A 20788-nucleotide genomic window follows, 5' to 3' on the forward strand; every position below is an offset into this window, starting at 1 on the left:
AATATTACTCGTCAGTACACTCAGTTCCTGCCCGCTAAGCAAGCGCTTTGAACTGTGACCTTCGCAACGCAGCGTAACCGGAACTCTTCCGGCCCGCGACCGAGGTCCGCCGCGTCTCAGTCGGGCAGCCCGCTGAATCGCCCCTGGTGGTAGACGAGGGGACGCCCGTGACCCGTGGGGTCGCCGGCCAGCACCTCGGCCACCACGATCCGGTGGTCACCCGCGGGCACCCGCGCCGTCACCCGGCACACCATCCACGCGGGCACGCCGTCCAGCACCGGCACGCCCTCCGGCCCCTCCCGCCACGCCGTGCCCGGACCGAAGCGGTCGGCGCCCCGCCGCGCGAAGGTCGCCGCGAGGGCCTGCTGATGCTCGCCCAGCAGATGCACGCCGACATGCTCGGTCTCGGCTATCGCGGGCCAACTGGAACCGCCCGTGGACACGCCGAACGACAGCATCGGCGGCTCCGCGGACACGGAGGCGAGGGAGGTGGCGGTGAAGCCGACCGGGCCGGAACGGCCGCGCGCCGTGACCACCGCGACCCCCGCCGGGTGCCGGCGGAAGACGGAGCGCAGCAGGTCGGGCGAGGCGGGCCGGGCGGCACCGAGGTCGGACGTTGCCGTCATCGAACAGTCCTTCTGGGAGGGGTCACGGGCAGGTACGCGGCTGCTCACCGGCCCGGCCGCGGCGCACGCGGGACGCGGCCGCCTGCCGGGAGGGGGCCGGGTACCCGACGGCGGCGAAGGAGTCCCGGTGACCCCGACGACTTGGTGTCAGGCTGACGACAACGGGCGCGCAGCGTCAAGTGAGCCTCCGCGGATGGGAGATGTCTCACCATGATCGCAACGGCCCTCACAGCGCGGCACCCAGGGCGGCTATCACGTCCGCCTTGCGCGGCTGCCCGACTGCCCGCCGCACCACCCGCCCGTCCGCGTCGAGCACCAGCACGGTCGGGGTGCGCTCGACCCCCAGCCGCCGTACGAGGTCCAGGCAGGCCTCGGCGTCGATCTCGACGTGGGTCACGCCCGGGACCATGGCCGCGACCTCGCCCAGCACCCGGCGGGTGGCCCGGCAGGGCGCGCAGAAGGCGCTGGAGAACTGCACCAGCGTGGCGCGTTCGCCCGTCTCGGCGCCGAGTTCGGCCGCGAGACCGGGCCCCGCTCCGCCGTCGCCGCCGGACCGTGCCGCCTCGTCACTGCCTCGCACTCTCCGCTCCCGCCCTGGATGTCACGTCCAACCGCCTCCAGCGTCCCAGGGACCGCGAACATTCCCGCCCGCACCGCAAAACCCGAGGTCGTCCGGCGGAACGTGACGAGAATCTCCGCCCCGGACGGGCACCGGGGCTGGTTCACCGGCCGTTCTTGGGGCAGCATCAGCGACAGGCCGTAAACCTACGGCTGCGTAACTTCGACTGGGAGAGCCCCTTCCCAGGCAGAGAAGGAAGGGTTCCGACCCGCCCATGGCAGAACTTGTCTACCGGCCCGTGATCGGCTTCGCCCGCACCCTGTTCAAGGCGTGGGACCTCAAGATCGATTGCCAGGGTTCGGAGAACATCCCGCGCGCGGGCGGCGCCGTGCTGGTCAGCAACCACATCAGCTATCTCGACTTCGTGTTCAACGGACTGGCGGCGCTTCCGCAGAAGCGGCTCGTCCGCTTCATGGCCAAGGAGTCGGTGTTCCGGCACCGTGTCTCCGGCCCGCTGATGCGCGGCATGAAGCACATCCCGGTCGACCGCACGCAGGGCGAGGCCGCGTACGAGCACGCGCTGCGTTCGCTGCGGTCCGGTGAGATCGTGGGCGTCTTCCCCGAAGCGACGATCTCCCAGTCGTTCACGCTGAAGAGCTTCAAGTCCGGTGCCGCGCGCATGGCCCAGGAGGCGGGCGTCCCGCTGATCCCGATGGCCGTGTGGGGCACGCAGCGGCTGTGGACCAAGGGCCACCCGCGCAACTTCAAGCGCAGCCACACCCCGATCACCATCCGCGTGGGCGAGGCGATCGAGGCATCCAAGGACAAGTACGCGGGCGCGATCACCCGTCAGCTGCGCGAGCGGGTGCAGGAGTTGCTGGAGGCGGCGCAGCGGGCGTACCCGGTGCGGCCGAAGGGCCCGGAGGACACCTGGTGGATGCCGGCCCACCTCGGCGGCACGGCCCCCACCCCGGAGCAGGTCCGCGAGGCGGAGGCCCGCTGAGATTCCCGTCCAGGTCCCGGGCAGCGTGCACAGCACGCACCCGGGACCTGCTGCATCCCCGGTAAGTCGTCCCCTCAGGGACGCCGGGGAACTGCGCGATCAGCCCCCACAACCCCGCACGCACCTCACCACGGAGGAACCACCCGCCTCCAGGGGCGCGGGGAACTGCGCGACCAACCCCCGCGACGCCGCACCCGCCACGCGACGGCACCTGACGACCTCACCCCCGTACGCCCAGGTTCATGACCGGAGGTCAGAGCACGGTCGGGAGCGTCCGCCACAGATGCGCCCGGTCGGTGGCCTCGCGGAGGGCGCGCAGGACGGCCGGGTGCGGTGCGGCGTACAGGACCGGGTGGTCCGTCTCGCCCTTCGACGGGTCGGGGGTGAACGCCAACCGCTCGCCGTCGAGCGAGAACCGCGCGTCCACGCCGGGCTTGTTGCCGCGCGGGTCCTGGCGGTGCCAGGCGCCGTGGAAGCGCACGGCGACCAGTCCGTGCAGCACGCCGAGGTGCTGGTAGCAGAGCGCGGTGGGGATGTCCTCGGCGCGCAGCAGCGCGGCCAGGGCGTGGGCCTTGGCGTAGCAGATGCCGGTGCCCTGCTCCAGCACGTCGGAGGCGCGCCAGGTCACGCGGGGGTCGTCGGCGTCCTGCGAGTGCGTGACGTGGTCGCGTACGTACTCGAAGGCCGCTCGCGCATACTCATACGAGTCATGGACGCCGGCGGCCAGGCGTGCGGACACCTCCCGGACCAGCGGATGATGGTGGTCGATCGCCTCGTCGGCGGCCATGTAGGCGGAGAGGTCCGGATTTTCCTGGATCAGCTGCATGGCGCCGGAGCATAGGCAGGCGACCGGCCGAGAGTCAATGACTTTTCGGTCGGCCGCATACCTATGCATCCTGTCGGGTCAGCGGGCCATCTCCTCCTTGAGGGCGGCCACGAAACGGTCCACGTCGTCCTCGGTGGTGTCGAAGGCGCACATCCAGCGCACGTCGCCCGCCGCCTCGTCCCAGAAGTAGAAGCGGAACCGCTTCTGCAGCCGCTCACTCACGTCGTGCGGGAGGCGCGCGAACACGGCGTTGGCCTGCACCGGGTGGAGGATCTCCACTCCGTGCACCGCGCGCACGCCCTCGGCGAGGCGCTGGGCCATCTCGTTGGCGTGCCGGGCATTGCGCAGCCACAGGTCCCGGGCGAACAAGGCCTCCAGCTGCACGGACACGAAGCGCATCTTGGAGGCGAGCTGCATGGACAGCTTGCGCAGATGCTTCATGTGCTTGATGCCGCCCGGGTCCAGCACCACGACGGCCTCGCCGAACAGCGCGCCGTTCTTGGTGCCGCCCAGCGAGAGCAGGTCGACGCCCACCGCGTTGGTGAAGGTGCGCAGCGGCACGTCCAGCGCGGCGGCGGCGTTGGCCAGCCGGGAGCCGTCCACGTGCACCTTCATGCCGTGCGCATGGGCGTGCTCGCAGATCGCGCGGATCTCGTCCGGGGTGTACACCGTGCCCAGCTCGGTCGCCTGGGCTATGGAGACGACCTGGGGCATGGCCCGGTGCTCGTCGTCCCAGCCGTACGCCTGCCGGTCGATGAGCTCCGGGGTGAGCTTGCCGTCCGGGGTGGGCACGGTGAGCAGCTTGATGCCGCCGACCCGCTCCGGGGCGCCGCCCTCGTCCACGTTGATGTGGGCGCTCTCCGCGCAGATCACCGCGCCCCAGCGGTCGGTGACCGCCTGGAGCGCCACCACGTTGGCGCCGGTGCCGTTGAAGACCGGGAAGGCCTCGGCGGTGGGGCCGAAGTGGCTGCGGATCACCTGCTGGAGGTTCTCGGTGTACGCGTCCTCGCCGTAGGCGACCTGGTGTCCGCCGTTGGCCAGGGCCAGGGCGGCGAGCACCTCCGGGTGGGCGCCCGCGTAGTTGTCGCTGGCGAAACCGCGGACCTCCGGGTCGTGATGACGACGCGCGTCGGTCCGCGGCGGGTTCACGGCTTCTCGGTCAGCCACAGACGTTTTCCGTTCACTTCCGCGGCGGGCTTGTCCCAGACGCCGACGATGGACTCGGCCAGGTCCTTGACGTCCGTGAAGCCCGCGAACTTCGCGTTGGGGCGGTCGGCGCGCATCGCGTCGTGCACCAACGCCTTCACCACCAGGATCGCAGCAGCCGACGTCGGCCCCTGCTCGCCCCCGGCCTTGCGGAAGTAGTCGGCCATGGCCAGCGTCCACGCCTCGGCGGCGGCCTTTCCGGCCGCGTACGCGGCGTTGCCGGCGGTCGGCTTGGTGGCGCCGGCGGCGCTGATCAGGACGTACCGGCCGCGGTCGCTGCGCTGGAGCGCCTCATGGAAGGCGAGACTGGTGTGCTGCACGGTGCGTACCAGCAGCATCTCCAGGAAGTCCCAGTCGTCCAGGCTGGTCTTGGTGAACGTCTCACTGCCGCGCCAGCCGCCGACGAGGTGGACCAGGCCGTCGACGCGGCCGAACTCCTTCTCGGTGCGGGCGGCCCACTCGCGGGTGGACTCCAGGTCGAGCAGGTCGACCGTCTCCCCGGTGACGGTGGCGCCGCCGTGCGCGTAGCGCGCCGCGTCGACCGCCTCCGCCAGCCGTTCCGGGTCGTTGTCCGCGCCGACGACGACGGCTCCCGCCTCGGCGAGCCTGAGCAGCGCCGCACGTCCCGCGGGCCCGCCCGCGCCGGCCACCGCGATCACCGCACCCTCGAGCGCCCCGTTCCCCATGGTTCTCGCCTCCTGAGCAGTGTTGTGGACGAGATCGCTCACGCGGCGACCCGCTCGGCACCGTCCGCCGTGATGCCCCGGGTGGAGGCGATCACCTTCTTCAGCTTCTTGGACAGGGCCTCATAGAACATGCTCAGCGGAAACTCGTCCGGAAGCACGTCATCGACGAGTTTCCGCGGCGGCAGCGACAGGTCGAGGGCGTCGGGGCCCTTGGCCCACGTGGAGCCGGGGTGCGGGGAGAGGTAGCGGGAGACCAGCTCGTAGCCGGCGAACCAGTGGACGAGCTTGGGGCGGTCGATGCCGTCGCGGTAGAGCTTCTCGATCTCCGCGCACAGCTCGTTGGTGACCTGCGGGGCGCGCTCCCAGTCGATGGAGAGCTTGTTGTCCGTCCAGCGGACGACGTCGTGCTTGTGCAGGTAGGCGAAGAGCAGTTGGCCGCCGAGGCCGTCGTAGTTGCGCACCCGCTCGCCGGTCACCGGGAAGCGGAACATGCGGTCGAAGATCACCGCGACCTGCACGTCACGGGCCTGCGGCACGCCCTCGCCGGCGAGCTTCACGGCCTCCTTGAAGGCGGTGAGGTCGCAGCGCAGCTCCTCCAGGCCATACATCCAGAACGGCTGGCGCTGCTTGATCATGAAGGGGTCGAACGGCAGGTCGCCGTGGCTGTGGGTGCGGTCGTGGATCATGTCCCACAGCACGAAGGCCTCTTCGCAGCGCTTCTGGTCGTGGACCATGGCGGCGACGTCCTCGGGCAGCTCCAGGCCCAGGATGTCGACGGCGGCCTCGGTGACCCGGCGGAAGCGGGCGGCCTCGCGGTCGCAGAAGATGGCGCCCCAGGTGAAGCGCTCGGGGGCCTCGCGCACGGCGATGGTCTCGGGGAAGAGCACCGCGGAGTTGGTGTCGTAGCCCGCGGTGAAGTCCTCGAAGGTGATGCCGCAGAACAGCGGGTTGTCGTAGCGGGTGCGCTCCAGCTCGGCCAGCCAGTCGGGCCAGACCATGCGGAAGACGACCGCCTCGAGGTTGCGGTCCGGGTTGCCGTTCTGCGTGTACATCGGGAAGACGACCAGGTGCTGCAGGCCGTCCTCGCGGTCGGCGGCGGGCTGGAAGGCCAGCAGCGAGTCGAGGAAGTCGGGCACCTCGAAGCCGCCCTCGGCCCAGCGGGCCAGGTCCTTGCCCAGCGCCTCGTGGTACGCGCGGTCGTGCGGGAGCAGCGGGGACAGCTCACCGACCGCGTCGATCACGGCGCGCACGGCGTGCTCCGCGTCGGCACGGGACAGAGCGCCCTCGGCCTCGAAGTCGATCGAGCCGTCCTTGGACTGCCAGGGCCGGATCCGCTCCACGGCATCCTTGAGCACGGGCCATGCCGGGTGCTCCACCACCCTGGTCGACGAAGGAATCCGCTCCCCCGCAGCCTGCTGCACAAGAATTTCCGTCATGTCCCATCCTCCACAGGAGAACCTTGCGTACGCCTGACCGTATACACAGGGCGTTTCTCCCAGCAAGGGGTACCTCAGGAAAATATCCTGCCCTACCCGGGGAGCCACCGCATTTTTTCCTGCCAGTTACCCCGTCCGACGGCGCTCCATGCGTTCCGGGTTCAGCCTCTGGACGTCGTGGGCAGAGGCGATACGGTCCCAGAGGGCCGTAGGGACGCGGCCCCCCCGCCGCCGTCGACGGAAGCAGGTCGGATCTTGAACTTCCTCACCATCGGTCACCGCGGAGTCATGGGCGTCGAGCCCGAGAACACCCTTCGGTCCTTCGTCGCCGCCCAGGAGGCCGGGCTCGACGTCATCGAACTGGATCTGCATCTGAGCAAGGACGGTGCGCTCGTGGTGATGCACGACGCGCGCGTGGACCGCACCACGGACGGCACGGGCGCCATCGCCGACAAGACCCTCGACGAACTGCGCGCCCTGGACGCCGGGCGCGGCGAGCGCATCCCCCTGTTCACGGAGGTGCTGGACGCCGTCCGGACGCCGCTCCAGGCGGAGATCAAGGACGTGCGCGCGGCGCAGGCGCTGGCCGAGGTGATGCACGAGCGGGACCTGACGGGCCGGGTGGAGGTCGCGTCCTTCCACGACGAGGCGATCGCCGAGATCGCCCGCCTGGTCCCCGGCGTGCGCACCGCACTGGTGGCCGGCCGCTACGGCACGGACGTGGTGGACCGCGCGGTCGCCGTCGGCGCCTCCCGGCTGTGCCTCAACATCCGCCGGATCACGCTGGAGGTCGTGGAGCACGCCCGCAAGGCGGACCTGTCGGTCTTCGGCTGGGTGGTCAACACGCAGGACCATCTGCGGCTGGTGCGGGCGCTGGAGCTGGACGGGGCGACCACCGACTACCCGGAGATCAAACGCACCGGCCGCTTCACGGCGTGACCGGCCGGACGCCGTACGACGGTCAGGCCAGCTCCTTGACCAGCAGCTCGAACTCCAGGTCGTCGCGCTGCGGGATGCCGAAGCGCTCGTCGCCGTACGGGAACGGCGTGGTCCGTCCCGTACGGCGGTAGCCGCGCCGCTCGTACCAGGCGATCAGGTCCTCGCGCAGGCTGATCACCGTCATGTGCATCTCGGTCACGCCCCAGCCCTCGCGGGCCTGGCGCTCCGCCTCCGCAATAACGGTCCGGCCGAGCCCGGCGCCCTGGAGGGCGGGGCTGACCGCGAACATGCCGAAGTAGGCGTGGTCACCGCGGTGTTCGAGCTGGCAGCAGGCGACGATCCGGCCCTCGCGCTCCACGGTGAGCAGCCGGCTGTCCGCTGCCTTGACGACCTCCAGCACACCGTCGCGGTCGGTGCGCTGCCCGTCCAGGATGTCCGCCTCGGTGGTCCACCCCGCGCGGCTGGACTCCCCGCGGTAGGCCGACTCGATCAGCTCGACGAGGGCGTCCACGTCGGCGTAGGTGGCGTCACGGAAGGTCAGTGCGGCGTCGGCGGCGGTTCCCATGGTGCGGTTCCTCGATTCGTACGGGTCTCTTTCGACGTGGCCGGGACGGCCCGAGATTAACGCGCGGTTCCGGTCTCCCGGAGGCCCGGTCCACCTACCGGACGGCGACGCCCGCCCTGCCCCTCTACGCTCGGCCGCATGGTCCACGTACTCAGCAGCCGCGTCCTGCTCCGCCCCTCCGACCCCGAGCGCTCCCGCGACTTCTACGGCCGCCGCCTCGGCCTCGCCGTCCACCGCGAGTTCGGCACCGGCCCGGACCGCGGCACGGTCTACTTCCTCGGCGGGGGCTTCCTGGAGCTCTCGGGCCGCGCGGAAGCCACCCCGGCGGGCTCGCCAGACGTACGGCTGTGGCTCCAGGTGGAGGACGCGGAGGCGGCACGGGACGAACTGGTCGCGCGGGGCGTGGAGATCGTCCGCCCTCCGGTGAAGGAGCCGTGGGGCCTGATCGAGATGTGGATCGAGGATCCCGACGGGACACCGGTCGTGCTGGTGGAGGTGCCGGAGGAGCATCCGTTGCGGTATCGGGCGGGTATCTGAGGGCGGCCGGTCCGGCGCTGGAGGACGCGGCCCGCCAGGGCCGGTGGGGGGTCCGGGGGCGCAGTCCCCGGTACGGTCACCGACTACACCCGCACCGCACGCAGCCGCCCCTCCAGCTGCGCCAGCAACCCCCCGAGCAGACCGGCCAGGTCACCGAGTTCGGCCGGGCCGAGCCCGGACAGCACCGCGTTCTCGTAAGCGAGCTGCGACGGCAGGATCCCGTCCACCAACTCCCGCCCCGCGTCGGTCAACCGCACATGCGCCACCCTCCGGTCCCGCGTGTCCCCCCGCCGCTCGACCAGCCCCCGCTCCGTGAGCTGCTTCAGCCGCTTGGTGACGGCCGCGCCCGAGGAGAACGTCTCGCGGGCCAGCTCGCTGGGCGTCAGCTCGTGCCCCGTGCGCCGCAGCGCGCCGAGCAGGTCGAACTCGGGGCGGGTGAGCCCGGCCCGCCGCAGCGGGGCGTCCTCGGCCTGCTGGAAGAGCGCCGCGCAGCGGTTGATGCGGCCGATGACCTCCATGGGCCCGGTGTCGAGGTCGGGGTGGACCGCCCGCCACTGCCGGACGACCTCGGCGACCGTGTCGCGCCCAGGGGCGGACGTGTCCGCGGTGCTCGAGGTGTCCGGCGTGCCGGTGACACCGTCGCCGGCCGATGGCCCTTGGGTCGCCGTCATGGCGATGCGTCCTCCGTGTGGGTGTGCGTGCTGGTGGTGCCGGGGTCCGGGAGGAGTCCCTGGCGTCGTACCGTCGCCGCGAGCGTACGGTGTGCCGCCTGCTCGGCGAGCACCACCCGTTCCTGGGGCAGCGCGCGCTGCCACCATTCTCCGGCCGCGGCGTCGGCGGTCGCGCGCAGGTCGACGACGGCGGCGGCGAGGCCGCGCCGGGCGGCCTCCAGGGCGGCGGGCCCGGCCACGGGGTCGGCCGCCACCCGGGCGGCGTGCTCGCGGGCCCGGTCGACGGAGGTGAGCGCGCGCTCGACGCGCCGGCCGGCCCGCCGGTTGGTGACGGCGACGGCCGCGGCGAATCCGACCAGGGCGCCGATCAGCGTGTCCACGACCCGGTCGGCTACCAGCTCACCGGTGGGCTGGTAGCCGGGCAGCTCGGTGACGAGCAGCGCCAAGGGGGTCACGCAGACGCTGCCGAGCCAGTAGTTGCGGCCGATGAGCGCCTCGGCGCCGAAGTTGCAGGCGAGGATGCACAGCACGAGAGCGAGCGGGCCGAGCTGGGCGACCGGGGTGACGGCCGCGAAGAGCAGCACGCCGACGAGGTTGCCGACGACCCGCTGTACGGCCCTGCTCCAGGTGAGTGTGACGTTCGCCTGGTAGAGGGAGGCGGCGGTGACGAGCGCCCAGTAGGGACGGTCGGCGCCGAGAGCCAGGGAGACGTAACCGGCGAGGGCACAGCCGAGGGCGGTACGGACGGCGACGGGCGCGAGCGGCCCGAGCCGGCTCCACAGGGGACGCGGCGTGACGGCCCGCTCGGCGGCCACCCCGGCGAGCTCGTCCCGCTCACGGAGCGGGCCGGCGTCCCGGCGCGAAGCGCCACCCCGAGGCCTGGGCCGGCGTCGCCCCGGCGCAGAGCCTCCCCCTCCCGGCGCGGATCGCCCGTACGCGGAACGCGCCCGGTACCGCGCACCGCGCGAGCCCAGTCCCGCATCCGTGCGGGGTCGGTGTCGGCGGCGCCGCGAGGGCGACCTCGGCGCGGACGACGAGGCGCTCGAGGGCGCGGCGCGTCGAGGAGGGGCGGTTCCCCGCCGCGAGGAGGGTCTGCCAGGCCGCGTGCACGGCGGCGTACGCGGCGGACCGGGCGCCGGCGCCCTCCTCACCGCCGCGCGCGGTCTCGGCGTACGCGGCGGCTGCGTTGAGCGCCTGGGCGGCGGCCCGCCGCTCGGGGCCGTGCGGGCGGAGCGGCGCGGGGGCCATGCCCACCAGCCAGGCCCACGCGCCGGCCGCCGCCGCGAGCGCGAGGTGGCCGGGGACCTGACCGAGGGTCTGCGGGACGAACAGCGTGGCGGAGCTGACGAAGGTGAGGATCACATGCGCGGGCGGCCCGACCCGGGTGACGTCGCACACCACCTTCTGCACGGCGGCCAGCAGGGCTCCGACGGTGACCAGGACGACGGCGTTCCGGGTGAGAGAGGCGGCGACCAGGGCCACGGCGAGCCCGCCGAGCATGCCGAGGAGCACCCACGCGAGCAGCTTGGCGCGGGCGGCGTACGGGCGGTTGTGCCCGTACAGGGCGCACAGCGACCCGGCCATCGAGTACGCGGCGAGGTCGACCCGGCCGAGCGCCACCAGGAGCAGGCTGGGCGGGGCGACGGCGGCCACCACGCTGAGGGCGGGCTTGAACCAGACGTCGGAGGGTCGCCCGAGGCGCAGCGCGCCGACGACGGGGAGGCGCCGGGCGCGCGTGGGGGTGGGGGTGGCACTGCTCATGGAAACCAAGGTTAACAGGTGTTTTACCCGTAAAAAATTTCCGAGGACCTGCCCGCGCCCCCCGCAAGCCCCCCGCGTACTCCCTCGCGCTCGCGTACACGCCGTCGGGCACGGGCAGACCCTGACCGTCCGGTGGAGCGGTACGAGGGGGTTCGCGTGCACGGACCGGGATCGTCCGGCTGGCTGCTGGTGGCGCTCTGCGCGGCGACCGGCGCCTATTGCCTGCTGCGGATGCGCAGCAGCGTGGAGGAGCAGCGACGGGCGGCGGGCGGCGAGGCGCTGATGGGGTTCGGGATGGCGGCGATGGCGGTGCCGACGGCGGTGTTCACTCCGCCGGCGTGGGCGTGGCCGCTGTGCGCGGCGGTGTTCGGGGCGGCGGGGGTGCACGGACTGTGGGCGGCCCGCGCCTCCGCACGCCATCTGCACCATGTGGTGGGCGCGGGCGCGATGGTCTACATGGCGGTGGTCATGGCGGCCGGCCCGCGGGCGGCGCATCACGGCACCACGGCGGGCATACCCGCGCTGACCGCCGCCCTACTGCTGTACTTCACGGCGTACGTGCTGGTCACGGGCGCGCGGCTGGTACCGGTACCCGCCGTGGCGGGCGGGCCGGGCAGCACCGGGCCGAGGACCGGGCCCGGTGCCGGGTGGGGCGACCGGCCGGAGCTGGCGCGGGCCTGCCGCCTGTCGATGGGGATCGCGATGGTGGCGATGCTGCTGACGATGTGAGGCGCGCGAAGGTGACGATGTGAGGCACAGGCGGGTGCCGGTCTGAGGGGTGCAAGGGGCCGTTCGGCCGGCGGTGCGGGACCGTTGTCTGCGTCACTTCGGACCGCGGGCCCGTATCCAGGGGGCGTCCGCGCTTCTAGGCTGCTGCCCATGATCCTCCCCGCGGTCCTGCTGCTTCTCGGTGTGCTGACCGCCGTCGTGGGTCCCCGGCTGCTCACGCGGGCGGACTGGCCGGACCGTGAACCGGTGGTGGCCCTGTGGGCCTGGCAGTGCGTGATCGCGGCGGTGCTGCTGTGCTGCGCCCTGTCGATGACGTTCAGCGCGGCGGCGGCCTGGCGCGCGGTCGGCGGGCAGGTGTTCACGGGTGCGCCGGTCGCGGTCGTGGAGGCGTACACGCTCGGCACGGCGGGCCTGTGGGCGCATGTCACCGCGGTGGTGCTGGCGTGCGGCGGGCTGTGGAGCGGGGCGATGCTGGTCCGGGAGATCGCGCGGGCCCGCGCCCGCCGCCGGGCGCGCCGCGCGGAACTGCGCCTCCGTGCCCCGCTGCTGCCCGGCGAGGAGCCGGGCTCCGACCGGCTCGTGGTGCTGGAGGGCGACCGCCCGGACGCCTGGTGCCTGCCGGGCACCCCGCCCCAACTGGTGGTGACGACAGCCGCGTTACAGCGTCTGAAGGGGAGGCAGCTGGACGCCGTGCTGGCCCACGAGCGCGGTCACGCGCGCGCCCGGCACGACTGGCTGCTGCACTGCGCGTCGGCGCTGGCGGACGGCTTCCCGCAGGTGCCGGTGTTCTCCGCGTTCCGGGACGAGATGCACCGGCTGGTGGAACTGGCCGCGGACGACACGGCGTCCCGCCGGTTCGGCCGGCTCACCACCGCCCTGGCCCTGGTCGAACTGAACGAGGACCGCGGGGTGTTCGGCCCCGCCCCCACCGCACACGCGCACGTCCCGGCCCGGGTCCACCGCCTGCTCACCCCGGGCGACCGCCTCCCCCCGAGCCGCCGCCTCCGCCTGACCGCCACCGCGTCGCTGGTACCGGCGCTTCCCGTGCTGGTGGCGTTCCTGCCGGGGCTGCGGGCACTGGGGTGAGCCCGCCCACGGCACTCCCGACCCGCCCCACCGCGGCCGTCACGTCGCCGCGCCTGCGGTCTCCGTACCGGTGCCGTGTACCGGGGCGCACAGCACCCCGGTCCCGAACCCCCCGGCGACCGGCTCCCGACAACTCGGCTACCGGCGACCGTCATCGCGATGTGCCCCTGGTGGATCGCGGCACCGGCGTAAGCCTGCCCACCAGGCGGACCTCCCGGCGCCGGCGCACCGAATGCCCGTCGCTGTCGCATCCGGGGACCGCTGCTCGCCGTACTCGCGCCGGGTCTCCTGGACCACAGGCTCCGGGGACACGCCGCGCCTCCCGGCGCAGCCACCCCGGCAACCGCTCGCCCCGCCCCCGCCGACACGACCGACCGACACCGCGTCACTGATCCCGGCGCTCGCCGCCCCCCCCTGGCGTTCCCGCCCCGATCGCGGGCACTGGATCAGCGACGGCCCCCACACGGCAGGACCGGGCGTGCCGGGTTCTGGCCCGGCACGCCCCCGGTCGGCGAGGATCACCCCATGCGCACCCCCCACGCCCCCGCACCGCCCACGCCCCCCGGACCCCGTACCCCGGACCGGCCGGTGCTGGTGCCGGCCGTCCTGCTCGGTGTCGCCTCCGCGCTGCTGCTGGCGCTGGTCGCCGCCGAGTGGCGACCCCTGATGGACCTGGACGGCGGCATCTCCAGGCCCACGCACCGCTGGGCGGTGGCGGAGGGCGGGCTGACGCGGGCGGCCCGCGTCCTGACGGACTGGGTCTGGGACCCCTGGACGATGCGACTGCTGTGCGCGGTGGCCGTGGTCCTGCTGCTCCGGCGTCCGGGAGCTCGCTGGACCGCGGGATGGCTGGTCGTGGTGGTGGCCCTGTCCACGGCCGTGCAGCAGGGGCTGAAGGCGGCGCTCGGGCGGGCACGCCCGGTGTGGTCCGACCCGGTGGACTCGGCGCACTACGCCGCCTTCCCCTCGGGGCACGCCATGACCGCGACGGTCGTCCTGGGGCTGCTGCTGTGGCTGCTGCACCGCCACGGTGTGGGCCGCCTGCTGTGGCGTACGGCGCTGGTGGTGGCGGTGGTCTCGGTGGCCGGTGTCGGTCTCACCCGGGTCTGGCTCGGCGTGCACTGGCCGACGGACGTGCTGGGCGGCTGGCTGTTCGGCGCGCTGACGGTGGTCGCCGCGGTCGCGGTGCACCGGCGGCTGCGCCCCGCGGACGGAGGCGCGACACCCGGCCGGCCCGGCATGGCGCGCCCGCCGTCGTCCTGGCAGGCCTCGCCGCTTTCCTCGCCCGAGCCGTCCACCTCGGACGATCCCCCGCGTCGCCCGAGGTGAACGGCAGCCCGAAAAAGACCCGCCGGGGGCCCTTCCAGGTGCGCTGAGTATAGTTGGCTGGCAGCCAGTCAACGCAGGAGTCCAGCATGTCCCCGCGCAGCGCCCTGGTCAATGAAGAGTTGCGTCGGCGTTCCAAGGAGCGGCTGCTGCACGCGGCCGTCGAGCTGGTCGACGAGCGCGGGTACGAGGCGACGACCCTGGGCGACATCGCCGACCGGGCGGGCTCCGCCCGGGGTCTGGTGTCGTACTACTTCCCGGGGAAACGCCAGCTCGTGCAGTCCGCCGTGCACCGGCTGATGCACCGCACCCTGGAGGAGGCGCTGGAGCGGGAGCCGCGCACCGACGACGGCAGGGAGCGGATGGCGCGGGCCATCGACGCGATCCTGGGCCTGGCGCGGGACCGGCCGGTGCTGATGCGCCAGCACATGGCGGGGCTGCTGCAGGCGGAAGGCTTCCTGCCGTGTCCCGAGCAGCGGCGGCTGGCGGAACTGCTGAGCGACACCGTCGCCCGGCACGGCTCCGAGGACGTCGAGTCCGACTACCCGATGCTGCGCGCGCTGCTGATGGGCGCCGTGTACGCGGCTCTGATGCCGGGGGCGCCCATGCCCGTGCCGGTGCTGCGCGCCGAACTGTTCAAGCGCTACCGGCTGGACTGGGAGATGGGTGTCCCGCCGGACTCCGAGGGGACCGGCGGGACGGAGGGGAAGGACCGGACGGACATGGCCCGGTTCTTCGCGACGGACCCGGAGACTCAGCCGAAGTAGTCCGGCTGCGTCTGCACGTTGAGTTCCTTCTGGTGGACCTTGCGAGCCGCATCCGTGCGCTTGTCGTCGATCTTCAGGACGTCGAGGCCCTTGGCGATGTCGTTGGAGTAGATGTAGCCGTTGTAGTAGTACGCCGACCACGAACCGGCCACGTCGAGCTGGTCGGTGGTGAGCGGACCACGCTCGAAGTAGGCGATCTCCTTCGGCCTGGACGAGTTGGTGAAGTCCCACACCGAGACGCCGCCCTGGTACCAGGCCTGGACCATCAGGTCACGGCCGCGGACCGGGATCAGCGAGCCGTTGTGGGCCACGCAGTTCTCGGTGTCCGCCTGGTGGCGGGGGATCTTGAAGTAACTGCGGAACACCAGCTTGCTGCGGTCACCCTTGCCGACGATGTCGTAGATGCCGTCCGCGCCGCGGTTGGGACCGATCTCCGCGTTGCAGGTGGCCGCGCCGCCACCGCCGAGTTCGTCGGTGAAGATGACCTTGTTGGCCTTCTGGTTGAAGGTCGCCGAGTGCCAGAACGCGAAGTTGACGTTGTCCTGGACGCGGTCGATCACCCGCGGACGCTCGGGGTTCTTGATGGAGAACAGGATGCCGTCGCCCATGCAGGCGCCGGCGGCCAGGTCCTTCGAGGGCAGCACGGTGATGTCGTGGCAGCCGGTGGTCTTGGAGACGCCCGGGTTGGTGGGCGCACCCGGGTTGCCGCCGCCGTCCGGGCCCTCGCCCGGGAACAGCACGGGGAACCCGACCACGGCGGCCTTGTGCGGGGCCTTGCGCGGGACCTTGATCACGGAGATGCCGTCGTGCGGCGGCTGGCAGTCCGGGTAGGCAGCGTTGGGCGAGTAGGAGGAGACGTAGACGTACACGTTGTCACGCTCGGGCACCAGCGTGTGGGTGTGCGAGCCGCAGGCGGTCTCGACGGCGGCCACGTAGCGCGGGTTGCGCTTGTCGCTGATGTCGAAGACCTTCATGCCCTCCCAGGAGGACTTCTCCGTGGCGGGCTGCGTGGTGCTGTTGCAGCTGCTGTCACTGCGCGAGGAGTCCGTCGACAGGAACAGCAGGTTGCCGGAGACGGAGATGTCGTTCTGCGATCCGGGACACAGCACCTGAGCCACCGTCTTGGGCTTCTTCGGGTTGCTGATGTCGAAGATGCGGAAGCCGTCGTAGTTGCCGGCGAAGGCGTACTTCCCCTGGAAGGCGAGGTCCGTGTTGAAGCCGGACAGCACGTCCTTGGGGATGTTGGCCACGTGCGTGATGTTGGCGGAGTGGACGATCTCGTCCTGGCCGGGTATCTCGCCGCTCTTGATGGCGGCGCGGGCCTCGGCCTGGTCGCTGCGGGACACGTCCTTCGGGGCGGCGGGCGAGTCCCCGGGGTCCGGGATCGCCGCGGCGGGCGCGGCCGTGAGCAGCGCGGCCAGCAGGCCGCCTGCCGCGGCGGCAACTCCCAGCCGTCTCCGCCGGGTTCGGGAAACGCTCAACAGGATCACTGTTTTCCTCCCTGGTTCCGTTCACGTCGGAACGGTGTGGCACCGGCAGTATCGTCTTCGACATGCACATACCAACAGGGGCTCCACACCATCGCAACAAAGTTTTTTGATCGAAGTTGCGCGGAAGCGTGCTAGGACGGTCATCGACACTCACAAGGTGTTCCGCACCACTGCCGAGCGGACATACCGCCAGTCACAGGAGGTCCATGTGCACCACCGCCGCGTGCCACGCCTGTCCGCCGTCGCCGCCGGGGTGACCGCGCTGGCCGTACTCGGGCTCGTGGGCTGCGACTCCGGCGACGACGCCAAGTCGGCCCCCGCTAGCGGCCCTTCGGTGATCGCGCCCGGAGCGCCCGGCGAGGAGAACCGCACCCTGTCGGCCGAGGAGGCCCAGAAGGAGCGCAAGGAGGACGACTCCCCCAACGCCGCGGACGTGTCGTACGCGCGGATGATGATCCAGCACCACGCGCAGGCGCTGGACATGACCGAACTGGTGCCTGGGCGCGCCGAGTCGCCGAAGGTGGTCAAGCTGGCCGAGCGCATCGCCGCCTCGCAGAAGCCCGAGATCGCCACGATGCAGGGGTGGCTGCGCACTCACGGCAAGACCGAGAAGGACGCCGGCCAGGGGCACGACCACGCGACGATGCCCGGCATGGCGACCGAGGCGCAGCTGAGGCAGTTGCGGGCGGCCGAGGGCAAGGCGTTCGACCAGCTGTTCCTCACGCTGATGATCACGCACCACCAGGGCGCGATCACCATGGCCACCGAGGTGAAGGGCCAGGGGAACAACATCCAGATCGAGGAGATGGCGGACGACGTGGTCGCACAGCAGACCAGCGAGATCAACCGGATGCGCGACCTGCTGTGACGTCCCGTCCGAACGGCGTTCGGGTCAGTGGTGGTCCGTCCGGCGGCGGGCGTGGCGCGGGGAGAGCAGCCCCGCGTCGCGCGTCCGCCCGATGAGGCGGAGCGCCCCGCGCCGGCTGTAGCCGGTCCGGTCCATCACCGCGAGCACCGGGTCGGCGCCCCGCTCCTGCGCGGCCCGGTACGCCTGGGCCACGACCGGCCACTCGGCCCGCCCGCCCGGCGGCTCCTCCCTCTGATGCGTGCCGCCGGCGCCCTCCCCCGGCTCCTGTTCCGGCTCGGGCTCGGCGCCGCAGGCCCGCGCGAGCGGCCCCTCGATCCAGTCGGCGAACACGGCCAGGTCCTCCAGGGCGAGCGCGGGACGGGCCTGGACGTCCTCCAGACAGACCCAGCCCTCGCCCACGGACGCCAGCGCCTCGACCGTGGCCCCGTCACGGAAGGCCAGCCGCACATGGAGCCACCGGGTGCAGCGCTCGCCCTCCCACACCTCCCACGCGGGCCACACGGACACCGCACCCTCCGCCGGAGAGCGATCGGAAAGTTGAAGAAAAGATGCCTCGAGCACACAGGCAACGTAACGGGGTGATCAGTTTCTCTCCGTAGAACACGCACCCCGGACGGCGGACGGCACCCTGTCAGCGGAGTGCGGGCGGTGCCATGCTGGGAGACGCCGGCGGTCTCCCGCCGGTCCCCTCGGGGTGAGGAGTTCCCCGTGCTGCGTGTCGCCGTCGTCGGAAGCGGACCCAGCGGGTGCTACACGGCCCAGCATCTCGTCCAGCTCGATCCCGGGGCGCGGGTCGACGTCCTCGACCGTCTGCCCTGCCCCTACGGCCTGGTCCGCTACGGCGTGGCCCCGGACCACGAGAAGATCAAGTCCCTGCAGGGCAGCCTGCGCACGGTGCTGGAGCACGAGCGGGTGCGCTTCCTCGGCGCGGTGCCGGTCGGGCCGGACGGGGTGCCGGCGGCCCGGCTGCGGGAGCTGTACCACGCGGTGGTGTACTGCGTGGGCGCCGCCACGGACCGGCATCTGGGCGTCCCGGGCGAGGACCTGCCGGGCAGCTGGTCGGCGACCGAGTTCGTGTCCTGGTACAGCGCGCACCCGGACGCCGCCGACGCCGGGTTCCTGCGCGGGGTGCGGTCGGCGGTGGTGGTCGGCGTGGGGAACGTCGCCGTGGACGTCACACGCATGCTGGCACGCGGGGCGGGTGAACTGCACCCGACCGACATGCCCCACGCGGCGCTGACCGCCCTCACGGCGAGCGAGGTGACGGAGATCCAGATGGTCGGCCGGCGCGGCCCCTCGCAGGCCCGCTTCACCACCAAGGAGCTGCGGGAACTGGGCACCCTGCCCGGGACCGCCGTCCACGTCGACCCGGCCGAGGCGGCCCTGGACCCGGCGTTCGCCGACCCGTCCGGCCTGCCTCCGCCCCGGCGCCGCAACGTCGAGGTGCTGCGCGGCTGGACGGCGCCGCCACGCCCAAACGCCCGGCGTCTGATCCGGCTGCGGTTCTTCCTCCGCCCGGTCGAACTGCTCGCCGCCGACGGCCGGGTGGGCGCCGTGCGCTTCGAACGGACGGCGCCCGACGGCGCGGGCGGGGTCACGGGGACGGGCCACTTCGAGGAGATCGAGGGGCAGCTGGTGCTTCGCTCGGTGGGATACCGGGGGATGCCGCTGGAGGGGCTGCCGTTCGACGCGGCGACGGGCACGGTGCCGCATCTCGCCGGGCGTGTGCTGCGCGGGGGCGCCGCCGCCCCGGGCGAGTACGTCGCGGGCTGGATCAAGCGCGGCCCGACCGGCGTCATCGGCACCAACCGCTCCTGCGCGAAGGAAACGGTGACGTCCCTGCTCCAGGACGCCCCGTCCCTCACCACCCGCCCCCTCCCCGACGACCCGCTCCCGGCCCTGCGCGCGGAGGGCGTGGAACCGGTCCCCTGGCAAGGCTGGGAATCCATCGAACAAGCGGAGTCCCGCCTGGGCGCCTCCCTCGGGCGGGGCGTGGTCAAGCTTCCGGACTGGGAGTCACTGCTGGGGGCTGCGCGGGGTGGGGTGGTTCCTGGGCCGTAGCAGCGCCTGCCGTATGGCGGACGCGGACGTCGGCCGCTGTCAGGCCCCCGTGTCCCGGACCGTCTGGCGGCGGGCCGCGGTGAGGAGGGCGTCGAGGAGGCCGGGGAACAGGGCGTCCAGGTCCTCGCGGCGGAGGCCGTTCATCTTGGCGGTGCCCTCGTAGGCCTGCTGGATCACGCCGCTCTCGCGCAGCACACGGAAGTGGTGCGTGCTAGTGGACTTGGTGACCGGCAGGTCGAAGCGGGAGCAGGACAACGCGGCCTCGGCGTCGGCCAGTTCACTGACGATGCGCATCCGGACGGGGTCGGACAGCGCGTGCAGCACTGACTCCAGCCGGATCTCGTCCCGCGCGGGGTGCGGCAGGACGCGAGAGCTGGGAGGGGCGGTCGTCACGGCGGCTCCATGGTGCTCCGGGAATCCTCATTGTACGAGAACCCTCGTAGTTTGACACTCCCCGTACTACGACGGCTATCGTACGAGTCGCACCACCCGTCCCCCCTCCGAACGGAGTCCACCGTGAGCACGCTCTTCGAGCCGTACACCCTGCGCGCCCTGACGATCCCCAACCGCGTGTGGATGGCGCCGATGTGCCAGTACTCGGCCGCGCCGGACGGCCCGGAGGCCGGTGTGCCGCACGACTGGCACTTCGCGCACTACGGCGCCCGCGCCACGGGCGGCACGGGGCTGATCATCGTCGAGGCCACGGCGGTGTCGCCGGAGGGCCGCATCTCGCCGTACGACCTCGGGATCTGGAACGACACCCAGGTCGAGGCGTTCCGCCGGATCACCCGGTTCCTCGCCGCGCAGGGCACCGTGCCGGCGATCCAGCTGGCGCACGCCGGGCGCAAGGCTGCGACCGACCAGCCCTGGAAGGGCGGGGCGCCGCTCGAGGGGGACGGCCTCGGCTGGCAGCCGGTCGCGCCCAGCGCGGTCCCGTTCAGCGAGCGCCACCAGGTGCCGGACGAGCTGAGCACGGAGGAGATCCGGGAGATCGTCGGCCAGTTCCGCGCGGCCGCCCGCCGCGCCCTCGCCGCCGGTTTCGAGATCGCCGAGATCCACGGCGCCCACGGCTACCTGATCAACGAGTTCCTCTCCCCGCACTCCAACCACCGCACCGACACCTACGGCGGCTCGTACGAGAACCGCACGCGGTTCGCGTTCGAGGTGGTGGACGCCGTGCGCGAGGTGTGGCCGGACGACAAGCCGCTGTTCTTCCGCACCTCCGCCACGGACTGGCTGGACGCGGACGGCTGGACCCCGGACGACACCGTCCGCCTCGCCGCCGACCTGCACGAGCGGGGCATCGACCTGCTCGACGTCTCCACGGGTGGCAACTCCCCCGGCGTCCGCATCCCGGTCGGCCCCGGCTACCAGGTGCCGTTCGCCGCGCGCGTGCGCCAGGAGACGCCGATGCCGGTCGCGGCCGTGGGTCTGATCACGGACGCCGGGCAGGCGGAGAAGATTCTCGCCAACGGCGAGGCGGATGCCGTGCTACTGGGCCGTGAGCTGCTGCGCAACCCCTCCTGGGCCCGCCAGGCCGCCCGCGAGCTGGACGCGCAGGTGCGCGTGCCGGACCAGTACCACCTCTCCGTCTGACCTGCTCACCGTTCCCCCGCGTCGCGCCGGCGGCCCGGAAACCCGTCCAG

General features: G+C 72.6%; 21 protein-coding genes and 1 pseudogene. 10 read left to right on the forward strand and 12 right to left on the reverse strand.

The window, feature by feature from the left end; translation table 11 throughout:
* Positions 1 to 116 precede the first annotated feature (116 nt).
* The gene (locus AY578_RS03300; protein WP_136237324.1) at positions 117 to 626 is read right to left on the reverse strand and encodes a flavin reductase family protein; all 510 of its coding nucleotides are present in this window, start codon (positions 624 to 626) and stop codon (positions 117 to 119) included.
* 226 nt (positions 627 to 852) lie between these two features.
* Positions 853 to 1206, reverse strand: coding sequence for a thioredoxin family protein (locus tag AY578_RS03305; RefSeq protein WP_258902019.1), 354 nt, complete (start codon positions 1204 to 1206; stop codon positions 853 to 855).
* Between the two features lie 253 nt (positions 1207 to 1459).
* Between AY578_RS03305 and AY578_RS03310 the strand changes: the two genes are divergently transcribed.
* Positions 1460 to 2188 carry a lysophospholipid acyltransferase family protein gene (locus AY578_RS03310; protein ID WP_019524636.1) on the forward strand — a complete coding sequence of 243 codons (729 nt, stop codon included), beginning with the start codon at positions 1460 to 1462 and terminating at the stop codon, positions 2186 to 2188.
* 253 nt (positions 2189 to 2441) lie between these two features.
* Here AY578_RS03310 and AY578_RS03315 read toward each other — a convergent pair whose 3' ends face one another.
* From AY578_RS03315 to AY578_RS03330, 4 genes are all read right to left on the reverse strand, one after another.
* Positions 2442 to 3014 (reverse strand): transglutaminase domain-containing protein, encoded by a 573-nt coding sequence (locus AY578_RS03315; RefSeq protein WP_215048380.1) that lies wholly within the window; start codon positions 3012 to 3014, stop codon positions 2442 to 2444.
* Positions 3015 to 3092: 78 nt separating this feature from the next.
* On the reverse strand, positions 3093 to 4163 hold the full coding sequence (locus AY578_RS03320) for a threonine aldolase family protein (RefSeq protein ID WP_019524638.1): 1071 nt from the start codon (positions 4161 to 4163) through the stop codon (positions 3093 to 3095).
* Positions 4160 to 4906, reverse strand: a complete 747-nt coding sequence (locus tag AY578_RS03325) for an SDR family NAD(P)-dependent oxidoreductase (RefSeq protein WP_215048379.1) — start codon at positions 4904 to 4906, stop codon at positions 4160 to 4162. The genes AY578_RS03320 and AY578_RS03325 overlap by 4 nt, the downstream gene beginning before the upstream one ends.
* A 38-nt stretch (positions 4907 to 4944) precedes the next feature.
* On the reverse strand, positions 4945 to 6342 hold the full coding sequence (locus AY578_RS03330; RefSeq protein WP_215048378.1) for a DUF6421 family protein: 1398 nt from the start codon (positions 6340 to 6342) through the stop codon (positions 4945 to 4947).
* A 255-nt stretch (positions 6343 to 6597) separates the two neighbouring features.
* Here AY578_RS03330 and AY578_RS03335 point away from each other — a divergent pair, with 255 nt between their 5' ends.
* A complete protein-coding gene (locus AY578_RS03335) occupies positions 6598 to 7281 on the forward strand; it encodes a glycerophosphodiester phosphodiesterase (RefSeq protein WP_019524641.1) in 684 nt (227 codons plus the stop codon).
* 22 nt (positions 7282 to 7303) lie between these two features.
* On the opposite strand, the gene AY578_RS03340 is transcribed toward AY578_RS03335, so the two are convergent.
* Positions 7304 to 7846 (reverse strand): GNAT family N-acetyltransferase, encoded by a 543-nt coding sequence (locus AY578_RS03340; RefSeq protein ID WP_215048377.1) that lies wholly within the window; start codon positions 7844 to 7846, stop codon positions 7304 to 7306.
* A gap of 138 nt (positions 7847 to 7984) precedes the next feature.
* Between AY578_RS03340 and AY578_RS03345 the strand changes: the two genes are divergently transcribed.
* Positions 7985 to 8383: a VOC family protein gene (locus AY578_RS03345; protein ID WP_019524643.1), complete on the forward strand. Its 399-nt coding sequence runs from the start codon at positions 7985 to 7987 to the stop codon at positions 8381 to 8383.
* A gap of 83 nt (positions 8384 to 8466) precedes the next feature.
* Here AY578_RS03345 and AY578_RS03350 read toward each other — a convergent pair whose 3' ends face one another.
* Both AY578_RS03350 and AY578_RS03355 read right to left on the reverse strand, forming a co-directional pair.
* Entirely contained in the window at positions 8467 to 9054 is a 588-nt protein-coding gene (locus AY578_RS03350) for a MarR family winged helix-turn-helix transcriptional regulator (RefSeq protein WP_019524644.1), read from the reverse strand.
* Positions 9051 to 10815 (reverse strand): annotated as a pseudogene (locus tag AY578_RS03355) (FUSC family protein). The gene AY578_RS03350 and the pseudogene AY578_RS03355 overlap by 4 nt, the downstream one beginning before the upstream one ends.
* A 156-nt stretch (positions 10816 to 10971) precedes the next feature.
* On the opposite strand from AY578_RS03355, the gene AY578_RS03360 reads away from it, so the two are divergent.
* The 4 genes from AY578_RS03360 (at position 10972) to AY578_RS03375 (ending at position 14723) form a co-directional block, all read left to right on the forward strand.
* Entirely contained in the window at positions 10972 to 11544 is a 573-nt protein-coding gene (locus AY578_RS03360) for a DUF5134 domain-containing protein (RefSeq protein ID WP_215048375.1), read from the forward strand.
* 150 nt (positions 11545 to 11694) lie between these two features.
* Entirely contained in the window at positions 11695 to 12630 is a 936-nt protein-coding gene (locus AY578_RS03365; RefSeq protein WP_258902020.1) for a M56 family metallopeptidase, read from the forward strand.
* A gap of 525 nt (positions 12631 to 13155) precedes the next feature.
* Positions 13156 to 13959, forward strand: coding sequence for a phosphatase PAP2 family protein (locus AY578_RS03370; RefSeq protein WP_237490627.1), 804 nt, complete (start codon positions 13156 to 13158; stop codon positions 13957 to 13959).
* An 86-nt stretch (positions 13960 to 14045) separates the two neighbouring features.
* Positions 14046 to 14723 carry a TetR/AcrR family transcriptional regulator gene (locus tag AY578_RS03375; protein WP_136237331.1) on the forward strand — a complete coding sequence of 226 codons (678 nt, stop codon included), beginning with the start codon at positions 14046 to 14048 and terminating at the stop codon, positions 14721 to 14723.
* On the opposite strand, the gene AY578_RS03380 is transcribed toward AY578_RS03375, so the two are convergent.
* Positions 14711 to 16213: an LVIVD repeat-containing protein gene (locus AY578_RS03380; protein ID WP_136237332.1), complete on the reverse strand. Its 1503-nt coding sequence runs from the start codon at positions 16211 to 16213 to the stop codon at positions 14711 to 14713. The two genes, AY578_RS03375 and AY578_RS03380, sit on opposite strands and share 13 nt — an antisense overlap.
* A gap of 208 nt (positions 16214 to 16421) precedes the next feature.
* On the opposite strand from AY578_RS03380, the gene AY578_RS03385 reads away from it, so the two are divergent.
* A complete protein-coding gene (locus AY578_RS03385) occupies positions 16422 to 17081 on the forward strand; it encodes a DUF305 domain-containing protein (RefSeq protein WP_019524651.1) in 660 nt (219 codons plus the stop codon).
* Between the two features lie 24 nt (positions 17082 to 17105).
* Here AY578_RS03385 and AY578_RS03390 read toward each other — a convergent pair whose 3' ends face one another.
* On the reverse strand, positions 17106 to 17588 hold the full coding sequence (locus tag AY578_RS03390; RefSeq protein WP_019524652.1) for a DUF6214 family protein: 483 nt from the start codon (positions 17586 to 17588) through the stop codon (positions 17106 to 17108).
* Positions 17589 to 17789: 201 nt separating this feature from the next.
* On the opposite strand from AY578_RS03390, the gene AY578_RS03395 reads away from it, so the two are divergent.
* On the forward strand, positions 17790 to 19142 hold the full coding sequence (locus AY578_RS03395) for an FAD-dependent oxidoreductase (RefSeq protein ID WP_161108238.1): 1353 nt from the start codon (positions 17790 to 17792) through the stop codon (positions 19140 to 19142).
* Between the two features lie 39 nt (positions 19143 to 19181).
* Here the strand turns inward: AY578_RS03395 and AY578_RS03400 are convergent, their stop codons facing one another.
* Positions 19182 to 19535 (reverse strand): ArsR/SmtB family transcription factor, encoded by a 354-nt coding sequence (locus AY578_RS03400; RefSeq protein ID WP_161108237.1) that lies wholly within the window; start codon positions 19533 to 19535, stop codon positions 19182 to 19184.
* Between the two features lie 123 nt (positions 19536 to 19658).
* Between AY578_RS03400 and AY578_RS03405 the strand changes: the two genes are divergently transcribed.
* A complete protein-coding gene (locus tag AY578_RS03405) occupies positions 19659 to 20738 on the forward strand; it encodes an NADH:flavin oxidoreductase/NADH oxidase (RefSeq protein WP_019524657.1) in 1080 nt (359 codons plus the stop codon).
* The last annotated feature ends 50 nt before the right edge of the window (positions 20739 to 20788 follow it).

The organism is Streptomyces thermocarboxydus (assembly GCF_024760485.1).
Taxonomy (GTDB): Bacteria; Actinomycetota; Actinomycetes; order Streptomycetales; family Streptomycetaceae; genus Streptomyces; species Streptomyces cellulosae.

Bases quoted from the DNA above. Each gene is read 5' to 3' on its own strand.
- AY578_RS03315 (WP_215048380.1), bottom strand. From the start codon at position 3,014: ATGCAGCTGATCCAGGAAAATCCGGACCTCTCCGCCTACATGGCCGCC.
- AY578_RS03375 (WP_136237331.1), top strand. From the start codon at position 14,046: ATGTCCCCGCGCAGCGCCCTGGTCAATGAAGAGTTGCGTCGGCGTTCC.
- AY578_RS03365 (WP_258902020.1), top strand. From the start codon at position 11,695: ATGATCCTCCCCGCGGTCCTGCTGCTTCTCGGTGTGCTGACCGCCGTC.
- AY578_RS03370 (WP_237490627.1), top strand. From the start codon at position 13,156: ATGCGCACCCCCCACGCCCCCGCACCGCCCACGCCCCCCGGACCCCGT.
- AY578_RS03350 (WP_019524644.1), bottom strand. From the start codon at position 9,054: ATGACGGCGACCCAAGGGCCATCGGCCGGCGACGGTGTCACCGGCACG.
- AY578_RS03325 (WP_215048379.1), bottom strand. From the start codon at position 4,906: ATGGGGAACGGGGCGCTCGAGGGTGCGGTGATCGCGGTGGCCGGCGCG.
- AY578_RS03310 (WP_019524636.1), top strand. From the start codon at position 1,460: ATGGCAGAACTTGTCTACCGGCCCGTGATCGGCTTCGCCCGCACCCTG.
- AY578_RS03340 (WP_215048377.1), bottom strand. From the start codon at position 7,846: ATGGGAACCGCCGCCGACGCCGCACTGACCTTCCGTGACGCCACCTAC.
- AY578_RS03330 (WP_215048378.1), bottom strand. From the start codon at position 6,342: ATGACGGAAATTCTTGTGCAGCAGGCTGCGGGGGAGCGGATTCCTTCG.
- AY578_RS03345 (WP_019524643.1), top strand. From the start codon at position 7,985: ATGGTCCACGTACTCAGCAGCCGCGTCCTGCTCCGCCCCTCCGACCCC.
- AY578_RS03300 (WP_136237324.1), bottom strand. From the start codon at position 626: ATGACGGCAACGTCCGACCTCGGTGCCGCCCGGCCCGCCTCGCCCGAC.